At 39.7% G+C, this 8,352-nt stretch carries 7 protein-coding genes and 1 pseudogene; 7 read left to right on the top strand and 1 reads right to left on the bottom strand.

Annotation, left to right across the window (positions count from 1 at the left end; all coding sequences use genetic code 11):
• The first annotated feature begins 490 nt into the window (after positions 1-490).
• From ACMFKV_RS02515 to yacG, 5 genes and pseudogenes are all read left to right on the top strand, one after another.
• On the top strand, positions 491-643 hold the full coding sequence (locus ACMFKV_RS02515) for a DUF5993 family protein (protein WP_336288164.1): 153 nt from the start codon (positions 491-493) through the stop codon (positions 641-643).
• 10 nt (positions 644-653) lie between these two features.
• Positions 654-1,229: a disulfide bond formation protein B gene (locus ACMFKV_RS02510; protein ID WP_336288163.1), complete on the top strand. Its 576-nt coding sequence runs from the start codon at positions 654-656 to the stop codon at positions 1,227-1,229.
• A 1,049-nt stretch (positions 1,230-2,278) separates the two neighbouring features.
• Positions 2,279-2,497: a translation initiation factor IF-1 gene (gene infA, locus ACMFKV_RS02505; protein WP_010702900.1), complete on the top strand. Its 219-nt coding sequence runs from the start codon at positions 2,279-2,281 to the stop codon at positions 2,495-2,497.
• A 241-nt stretch (positions 2,498-2,738) separates the two neighbouring features.
• Positions 2,739-3,422 (top strand): Maf family nucleotide pyrophosphatase, encoded by a 684-nt coding sequence (locus tag ACMFKV_RS02500; RefSeq protein ID WP_413154422.1) that lies wholly within the window; start codon positions 2,739-2,741, stop codon positions 3,420-3,422.
• A 276-nt stretch (positions 3,423-3,698) separates the two neighbouring features.
• Positions 3,699-3,869, top strand: a pseudogene (yacG, locus tag ACMFKV_RS02495) (DNA gyrase inhibitor YacG); the annotation flags it as partial.
• A gap of 124 nt (positions 3,870-3,993) precedes the next feature.
• Here the strand turns inward: yacG and ACMFKV_RS02490 are convergent.
• The gene (locus tag ACMFKV_RS02490) at positions 3,994-4,239 is read right to left on the bottom strand and encodes a hypothetical protein (RefSeq protein ID WP_413154421.1); all 246 of its coding nucleotides are present in this window, start codon (positions 4,237-4,239) and stop codon (positions 3,994-3,996) included.
• Between the two features lie 204 nt (positions 4,240-4,443).
• On the opposite strand from ACMFKV_RS02490, the gene clpB reads away from it, so the two are divergent.
• Positions 4,444-7,044: an ATP-dependent chaperone ClpB gene (gene clpB / locus ACMFKV_RS02485; RefSeq protein WP_336288159.1), complete on the top strand. Its 2,601-nt coding sequence runs from the start codon at positions 4,444-4,446 to the stop codon at positions 7,042-7,044.
• 629 nt (positions 7,045-7,673) lie between these two features.
• Positions 7,674-7,991, top strand: a complete 318-nt coding sequence (locus ACMFKV_RS02480) for a hypothetical protein (RefSeq protein WP_336288182.1) — start codon at positions 7,674-7,676, stop codon at positions 7,989-7,991.
• The last annotated feature ends 361 nt before the right edge of the window (positions 7,992-8,352 follow it).

The raw sequence follows: 8,352 nt of genomic DNA, 5'->3' as shown, positions 1-8,352 counted from the left end.
AAGGTGGGATAAGGATAAGTGAAAGCCTTCTGAATATTATAAGATGTTTAAAAGTTTTATGCTTTTTTCTAAAAAAGAAGCAGTTTATTCCTTAAAAGACAAGAAATGAAAAGACAGAAAGTCATTTCAATATGCAGGAAATATTCCAGTCCAAGTTGTTGCCTAATTTTAGCAATGATTTTGCCATAAATAAAAAAATCCTGATAATAAAATAAGTCAAAAATAAGAAAATTTATTGTTGTAAAAAGAGATTATAAATCTGCATCATTTAACAAAAATTATTTATTATCATAAGGATAAAAGTGATAAAAATATGCTTCTTCTTGTTGGAAGGGATATTTGAAAGAAAAATGCTTTTGGTGACATTCATTCTTGTGAGACGATAAAATGTAAAGAATGAATTGTGGATAGTCAATTTATAGCCTCTCTTTTGCCAAATAACTCCGTAATACGGCTCACATTTTTACAATATTCAAGGAGTGCTTGGGTTATGTTTTTCCCATTTTTAATCGCTTTAAGTTTAGCAATAGCTACTATATGTGGCAAAAAAAATATCAGTTATATTCTTTGGACAGTTTTGTTTGTTGTCATCCTTCTTACCTTTAATCATCATGCAACTTCTGTTTTAAATTTGTGCTTTTGAGAGAATAATCATGGAAAATATTGAACAAAAAAATCACCATTGTGTTATCTTTATTAATTGTTTAGGACTTATTGGCTTATCCATTGTTTTGTTGGTCGCTTTCTATTATCAACTGGTCAAGTTTGAGCTGCCATGCCCTCTTTGTCTTCTTCAACGCGTTGGTTTGATACTTGCAGGCTGTGGTTTTCTACTCAATATTCATCACAAAATTAAAAATACCCACTATAGTATGGTTATCCTCGGTTGTATGGTGACGAGTATCATTGCTGCTCGGCAGATATTTTTACATATTACACCAGACGATCTTGGATATGGCTCAATGTTCCTAGGGTTTCATTTTTATACTTGGGCTTTTATTATTTCGGTTCTTTGTATTCTTGCAGTTATCTTCATCTTAATTTTAAGTGAATTGCCGTACGAATTTAAATTGTTTTCTCATTTCCCAATGTTCCATAAAATTGTAAGCGGCGTATTCGTGTTTTTAATTGCAGCAAATCTGGTTTCTACCATACTTGAATGTGGAAGCGGGCAATGTGCCGATGATCCAGTAGAATATGAGTTATTAGTGGATTGGTTCTCTTCTTAATATTAAAAAGCTTTGTGAGTTATATGCGGGATATAACATGTAAGCATTATGGATTAAGCATTATGAATAAAGAGGCGGTACTGTCAATTTACCGCTTCTTTTTTATGAAAAGCATTTTGAAAACAAAGTGTTCCCAGTGTTTGAGCAATAAACTTAAAAACGTATAGTCGTGTTTTCTTTTATAAGATTTTCTGTATTTCTGTAAAAAATATTTTTGAGTTGCCAATAAAAATTTACGCTGTGCTGCATGGATTCATTGTATTGTGCAATGGTGTAAAATGAGCCTCGTTGTTGGTGTCAAAACACTTCATTGTTTGAGTGGTTCTTTACAGCATTTGCTCTAAAAGGGGATGCTTTTGCTCATATGTTTATTGATAATAATGAGCGGATATAATTTAATTGAGGCATTTTGAAGAGGAAAGCAGCAGAAAGAGCGCGCGTTATGAATGCGGTGTATCAGGGAATACACAAGGCAATGTAAAAAGAAATAGGGCTGCAAAAAGCAATAATGTAAATTAAGGAAACAAGTGAAGAATGTGTTGAAGAGAAGAGAGCACAGCACGTTGAAAAATAAAAAAGAATAAGGCAGGGACGCTTCTAAAAATAAGGTAAAGATAGGGCAAAAATAGGGTGAAAAACAAAATTGAAGAGAATATGTTTGAGAGAGGTTTGGAGGGAAAGAATCTTTGAGAGAGGGGTGCTTGAGAGAGAGGGGAGAGAGCAGTGAGAGAATATATCTTCCCTAACAAGGGCATCTTGGTGTAATTACGTATCATGCCAGTTTATTTGAGATGCTCCCTTAAGATGTATGTTAGCAAAATCGAGCTGAAATTGTCAGTAAAAATATGCTCAAGATTTTTAAAAAACGCCAGTCAATAAATATAAAAAGAAAATCCTTTTCTTTCCGTCGGATTTTTGTTCACAAAATCAGAAAAATAAGGTATGAACACTGCAAAATAATTCCGTAAAGTAAAAAGAAATGCGTGAATTATAAAGATTAAGTGAAGAAATAAAGATCAATGTACAAATTTTAAAGGAAGTCATTATTTATGTCCAAAGAAGAAGTGTTGGAGTTTTCTGGTGTTGTGACCGAACTTCTCCCTAATGCAATGTTTCGCGTAAAGTTGGAAAATGATCACGAAATTATCGCTCATACCGCAGGGAGAATGCGAAAAAATCGTATTCGTGTATTAGCAGGTGATAAAATTATGGTCGAAATGACCCCTTATGATTTGACAAAAGGACGTATTACTTATCGCTATAAGTAGATATGGCAGATCTTCACTTTTTATAAAAAATGATGCTTTACAAACAGTTTTAGATGTTTCTTAAAAAAAGAAAAATCAAAAAAGATCAAAAAGTGAAAAGCATACAGTGAAGCAGAAGTTTGAAAACTATACAGTGAATGTGCAGGGCTGGTGTGCATAAAGAAGCTGCGTTCACAAAAGAGATTGCTGTTATTAAAATTCATCACGTGGTGGTTGAAACAACACTCTGAGGGGGATCAGAATGGGAATCATAAGAGATACCTGTTTAAAAAAACCTCATATAGGGGAAACGCAGTTGGTGCTTGCTTCCGCTTCGCCACGCCGTTTGGCGCTTTTAGCGCAAATTGGTCTTGATCCTCATCAGGTTTATGCAACAAATATCGATGAAACACCAAAATTAAGAGAGCATCCTGCAAATCTTGCAAAACGTTTGGCAAAAGAAAAGGCGCTAAAGGCACACGAAGTTTTGCTCTGGCATAACCAAAAGAGCGAAGAGAATTTATTAGCAAACAAAACTGTGATCTTAACCGCGGATACAGTGGTGGCTGTTGGGCGCGTCATTTTGCCTAAACCACAGGGAGAAGACGAAGCTTATGAATGTTTGCGCTTCCTTTCGGGGCGTTCCCACAAAGTATATGGTGCTATTTGCGCGCTGAATGAATGTGGGAAAAAAACCGTAAAATTGGTCGAAAGTCGTGTCCGTTTTAAACGATTAACCTCTTCTATGATGGAGGCTTATCTGGCTTCTGGAGAGTGGCAGGGAAAAGCTGGGGGATATGCTATCCAAGGGAAAGCAGGCGCTTTTGTTGTCAATATCGCTGGCTCCTATTCCAATGTGGTAGGACTTCCATTGGCTGAAACAATGGATCTCTTGACAGCTTATCATTATCCTGTTCTCCCTCATTGGGCTGCAAAAACAGAATGAGAGAAAAATACGAGTGAAAGAGTAAAACAGTCAAAATATAGTCAAAAGATAACAAGACCGAGAAAAAAATCAGAAAACTGTCAGGTTATGTGTGCAAGTCATGTGTGCTTGTAACTAAAATGGGCAATGTGGAAAAATAGATAATGCCACCAAAAGATAATGTGGTAAAATACACAAAATAATAATAATAACAGTGATAACAGTGATAACAATAATGAAAAACTTAATGTAAATCCAAATTTCTTCATGTAAATAAAGCTGAATTTTATGCAAAAAGAGTTATCCCCAGTACGTCCTACGCATCCTTGCCCAATTTGTGGTCAAATGTCACAGAAAGATGCTTATCCTTTTTGTTCAACAAGGTGCCGCGCAATCGATCTGAATCGGTGGCTGTCTGGTTCTTATATCTTGCCGCCGCCGCCGCAAAAAACGGACGAAGAAGAATAAACGAGAAGAAGAAAGTAAAAAGGGGGGGAAGAAAGCAGGAGAGGAGGAGCATGAACACATTTGCTGGGGGAAAAGCAGATCAAAGGCAAAAAATAGATAAAGAAGAATAAACGAGAAGAAAATTTTAAGGGAGCATGGAGGTTTGGAGCTGAAGGGAGGATGGGTGTTTGCAGTTTTGCAAAAAATGCAAGGTTCTTGAAAGAGAAAATTGAGTATAAAATCCAAGCATTGGGATATTGAAATAGCAGAAAGAAACAGTAAAAAAACAGTAAAAAAATTTTTGGTAACCTTGAAAAAGAGAGGCTGGTACTCTTCTTAAATAAGGTCTTTTTTTCTTCTTTTTATGTTCTATTTGTGTCATTTTTGCCATCCAAGAGCTCTTGTAAAAATTTTCAGAGAAGCGCTTTTCTCTTGTACTCCTTCTTGTAAAAACCCATATTGAGCTAAGCATTACAGTTTTTTTTATGTGGAATTGTTCGTCGGTATATATGCGATTTTGTCGGTCTTGGTAGGGCGTTTTGCAAAGCGGTTGAGAAAATGAAAAAGTGTGGGAAGAGTCACGAAAGGAAAAAAAATGAACCTAGAAAAATATAGCGAACGGCTTCAGGGTTTTCTTCAGACAGCACAAAATAATGCCCTCGCTTCAGATCATCAGCAGTTTATGCCTGAACATTTCCTCAAGGTGTTGATAGAGGACCCTCAAGGATTGGCTGCTTCTTTGATCCAAAGAGCTGGTGGTGATCTATCCCTCATTCAAAAAGCACTCAAAGAAGCACTCGATGTTTTGCCAAAAGTGCAGGGGGGGAATGGGCAACTCTATCTTTCACAGCCGTTGGCAAAGGTTTTTACTCTTGCAGAAGATCTCGCACAAAAGGCAGGAGACCAGTTTGTGACAGTCGAGCGCGTGTTGCAAGCGCTGATTATGGAAAAAACCGCAAAAACAGCCGATATTTTAACCAAAGCAGGATTAACCCCACAAGCGCTCAATCAGGCTATTAATGCTTTGCGGAAAGGAAAAACAGCAACAAGTCCACGTGCCGAAAGCCAGTATGAAGCCTTGGAAAAATATGCGCGTGATTTGACGAAAGATGCACGGGAAGGAAAACTGGATCCTGTTATTGGGCGAGAAGAAGAAATTCGTCGGACAATTCAAGTGCTCTCAAGGCGAACCAAAAATAATCCCGTTCTCATCGGGGAGCCTGGGGTGGGAAAAACCGCAATCATTGAAGGGTTGGCACTGCGTATTGTTAATGGAGATGTGCCTGAAACATTGCGCGATAAGCAACTCTATGCTCTCGATATGGGTGCGCTTATCGCAGGGGCAAAATATCGAGGGGAATTCGAAGAACGCTTAAAGGCAGTACTCGCTGAGGTGCAAGCCGAAAATGGTCAGATCATTCTGTTTATTGATGAATTGCACAATCTCGTTGGAGCTGGAAAATCTGATGGTCCTATGGATGCTTCCAATCTCTTAAAACCAGCGCTCGCACGCGGAGAACTCCATTGTGTTGGCGCAACGACGCTGGATGAATATCGAAAATATGTCGAAAAAGACGCCGCTCTTGCACGGCGATTCCAACCCGTCTTTGTGCCCGAGCCAGCAGTGGATGATACAATCTCTATTTTGCGCGGAATTAAAGAAAAATACGAACAACACCACAAAGTGCGATTGGCTGATAGTGCTTTAATTGCTGCAGCACGCTTGTCTCATCGCTATATTACCGATCGCTTCTTACCCGATAAAGCCATCGATCTTATCGATGAAGCTGCAGCGCGGTTGCGGATGCAGGTCGATTCAAAACCTGAAGAACTCGATGCAATCGATCGGCGAATCTTACAACTCAAAATCGAGCGAGAAGCGTTGAAAACGGATGTGGAACCAACTGCAAAAGAACGACTGCAAACGGTGCAAAATGAACTCGAAACTTTGGAGCAGCAATCAGCCGAAATGACAACCGCTTGGCAGGCAGAAAAACAAAAATTAGGTCATGCCGCGGATTTGAAAAAACAAATCGAAGAAGCGCGAAATGCTTTGGCTATCGCGCAGCGCAATGGTCAGTTTCAAAAAGCTGGAGAATTGGCTTATAGTCTTATTCCTGAACTCGAAAAACAGCTGAGAATTGCTGAAAATGATGACCAACAAAATAATCTCGTCGAAGAAACTGTGACCGCTGAACATGTGGCACGGGTCGTCTCACGCTGGACTGGAATTCCCGTTGATCGCATGTTGGAAGCAGAGCGAGAAGCTTTGCTACGTATGGAAGACGAAATCGGAAAGCATGTTATTGGTCAAAGTGAAGCTGTGCAAGCTGTTGCGCGTGCCGTTCGACGCGCTCGTGCAGGGCTACAAGATCCAAATCGACCCATCGGATCATTCATGTTCTTAGGACCCACAGGTGTTGGAAAAACCGAATTAACAAAAGCACTTGCCGCTTTCCTTTTCCAAGACCCTCATGCAATGTTACGTATCGATATGTCTGAATATATGGAAAAACATGCTGGTGCTCGATTGATTGGAGCACCCCCTGGGTATGTTGGATATGAAGAAGGAGGTGTCCTTACAGAAGCTGTGCGCAGAAGACCGTATCAGGTCATTTTGTTCGATGAGATCGAAAAGGCGCATCCTGATATCTTTAATCTTTTACTGCAAGTGCTCGATGAGGGACGTTTGACCGATAGTCAGGGACGAACCGTCGATTTTCGGAACACTTTGCTTATTATGACATCAAATCTTGGTGCCGAATTTTTAACCGCTTTGCCTGATGGACAAACAACCGATCATGCTAAAAACGATGTCATGAATGTCGTGAAAGCCGCTTTCCGTCCAGAGTTTCTTAACCGTATTGATGAAATTATTCTCTTTCAGAGATTGCAACGCAGTGATATAGAAGCAATCGTCGATATTCAGATACAACAATTGCAAAATTTGCTTAATGAACGCAAAATAACTTTGCATGTTAAACCAGAAGTTCGACAATTCCTTGCGCAGAAAGGATATGATCCTCTCTATGGTGCAAGACCGCTCAAACGCGTTATCCAAAAAGAAATTCAAGACCCATTGGCTGAAAGTATCTTGTTTGGACAAATTCATGATGAAACAAATGTGACAATTGCAAAAGAAGGCGATCAGTTAGTCTTTTTGCCCGAAAAAATACTGGAAAATGCGTCAAAATAGTGATGAAAACTAAAAGTTGACAAGGTGAATCTAAAATGCTAGCATAATTATACAATCGGAATTGTGCGTTTTAATGGAGATTAATCAGGCTTAGCTTGATAAAGCACAACCGAATTCAGTGAATACGATTGGGTTCAGTAATACAATCAAGTCAAATCAGTAATACAATCAAGTCAAATTTGATCAATATAATCAAACCAGATGTAGTTAACATATCAAATAAAAACGTGGTTAACATATCAAATAAAATGGTTGCAAATAGATTATAATTGCATGTGCGCAGTGATTGCTTGTCAATAAGTTGATGTTGGCAGGCAGCCATGGGCAGAGGAAGTGTGGGAAGCCAAGTGAGATGACAAGGGTAAATGAGGCATTGTCATCGTGAGGGTTCCTCAGATTGGAAGTTTTTCAATTTTTATGGTTTCCGTGGAATTTTTAAGGGGGAATGAGTTTAGAGCTTTCTAGACTTTATCTTCTCCGTTTTTTCTAAGTTTTATTGTCTGGTAAGAGATTTCTAAGGGAAAAAATCCTTTGGAAAGAAACTGTTTTAAGCTTTTATTGATTGTTCTCGGTAGTGTGTTGCTGATGTTTAACCATGAGGTCAGCTTTTATTGACCTAAAGGAATATGATGGCAAAAGGTGAAAATTGCGTTCCTTTGCGCCGAAGAGGACGGCCAAAAGGTTCGGTAAATAAAACAACAAGACGGTTTAATGAAGCCCTTCTTACAGCGGCTGAACATGCTGGATACCATTATGGTGAAGATGGACTTGTGTCTTATTTGCAATATCATGCACTTAATAATCCCGTGCCTTTTTTTTCGCTTCTTGCAAAGGTTTTGCCTCTGCAAGTTACTGGAGATGCTGGAGGTGATGTTAAAACAGTTTCACGTGTTGAAGTTGTGCCAGTAATTCCAAAGGATGCGACGTCAGAGGATCGTGGTGCTTGAGGCATGAGGTGCTTGGGGTGTTCCCGTGTTGGGGGAGCATTGTTTGAAGCGTGGGGTGCTTGAGGGTGTTCCCGTTTTGGAGGGAGTAGTGCTTGAGGCATGAGGTGCTTGGGGTGTTCCCGTGTTGGGGGAGCATTGTTTGAAGCGTGGGGTGCTTGGGATGTTTCCGTTTTGGGGGGAATAGTGCTTGAGGCGTGAGGTACTTGGGATGTTTCCGCTTTGGGGGAGCATTGCTTGAAGCGTGGGGTGCTTGAGGGTGTTCCCGTTTTGGAGGGAGTAGTGCTTGAGGCATGAGGTGCTTGGGGTGTTCCCGTGTTGGGGGAGCATTGTTTGAAGCGTGGGGTGCTTGGGATGTTTCCGT

Origin of the sequence: Bartonella propinqua (assembly GCF_047263965.1) — a bacterium.
In the GTDB taxonomy this organism is placed as follows: domain Bacteria; phylum Pseudomonadota; class Alphaproteobacteria; order Rhizobiales; family Rhizobiaceae; genus Bartonella.
The sequence above is the reverse complement of the archived record's forward strand: the minus strand, read 5'-3'. Positions and strand labels throughout refer to the sequence as shown.

Bases quoted from the DNA above. Each gene is read 5' to 3' on its own strand.
- infA (WP_010702900.1), top strand. From the start codon at position 2,279: ATGTCCAAAGAAGAAGTGTTGGAGTTTTCTGGTGTTGTGACCGAACTT.
- ACMFKV_RS02500 (WP_413154422.1), top strand. From the start codon at position 2,739: ATGGGAATCATAAGAGATACCTGTTTAAAAAAACCTCATATAGGGGAA.
- ACMFKV_RS02480 (WP_336288182.1), top strand. From the start codon at position 7,674: ATGGCAAAAGGTGAAAATTGCGTTCCTTTGCGCCGAAGAGGACGGCCA.
- ACMFKV_RS02490 (WP_413154421.1), bottom strand. From the start codon at position 4,239: ATGGCAAAAATGACACAAATAGAACATAAAAAGAAGAAAAAAAGACCT.
- clpB (WP_336288159.1), top strand. From the start codon at position 4,444: ATGAACCTAGAAAAATATAGCGAACGGCTTCAGGGTTTTCTTCAGACA.
- ACMFKV_RS02515 (WP_336288164.1), top strand. From the start codon at position 491: ATGTTTTTCCCATTTTTAATCGCTTTAAGTTTAGCAATAGCTACTATA.
- ACMFKV_RS02510 (WP_336288163.1), top strand. From the start codon at position 654: ATGGAAAATATTGAACAAAAAAATCACCATTGTGTTATCTTTATTAAT.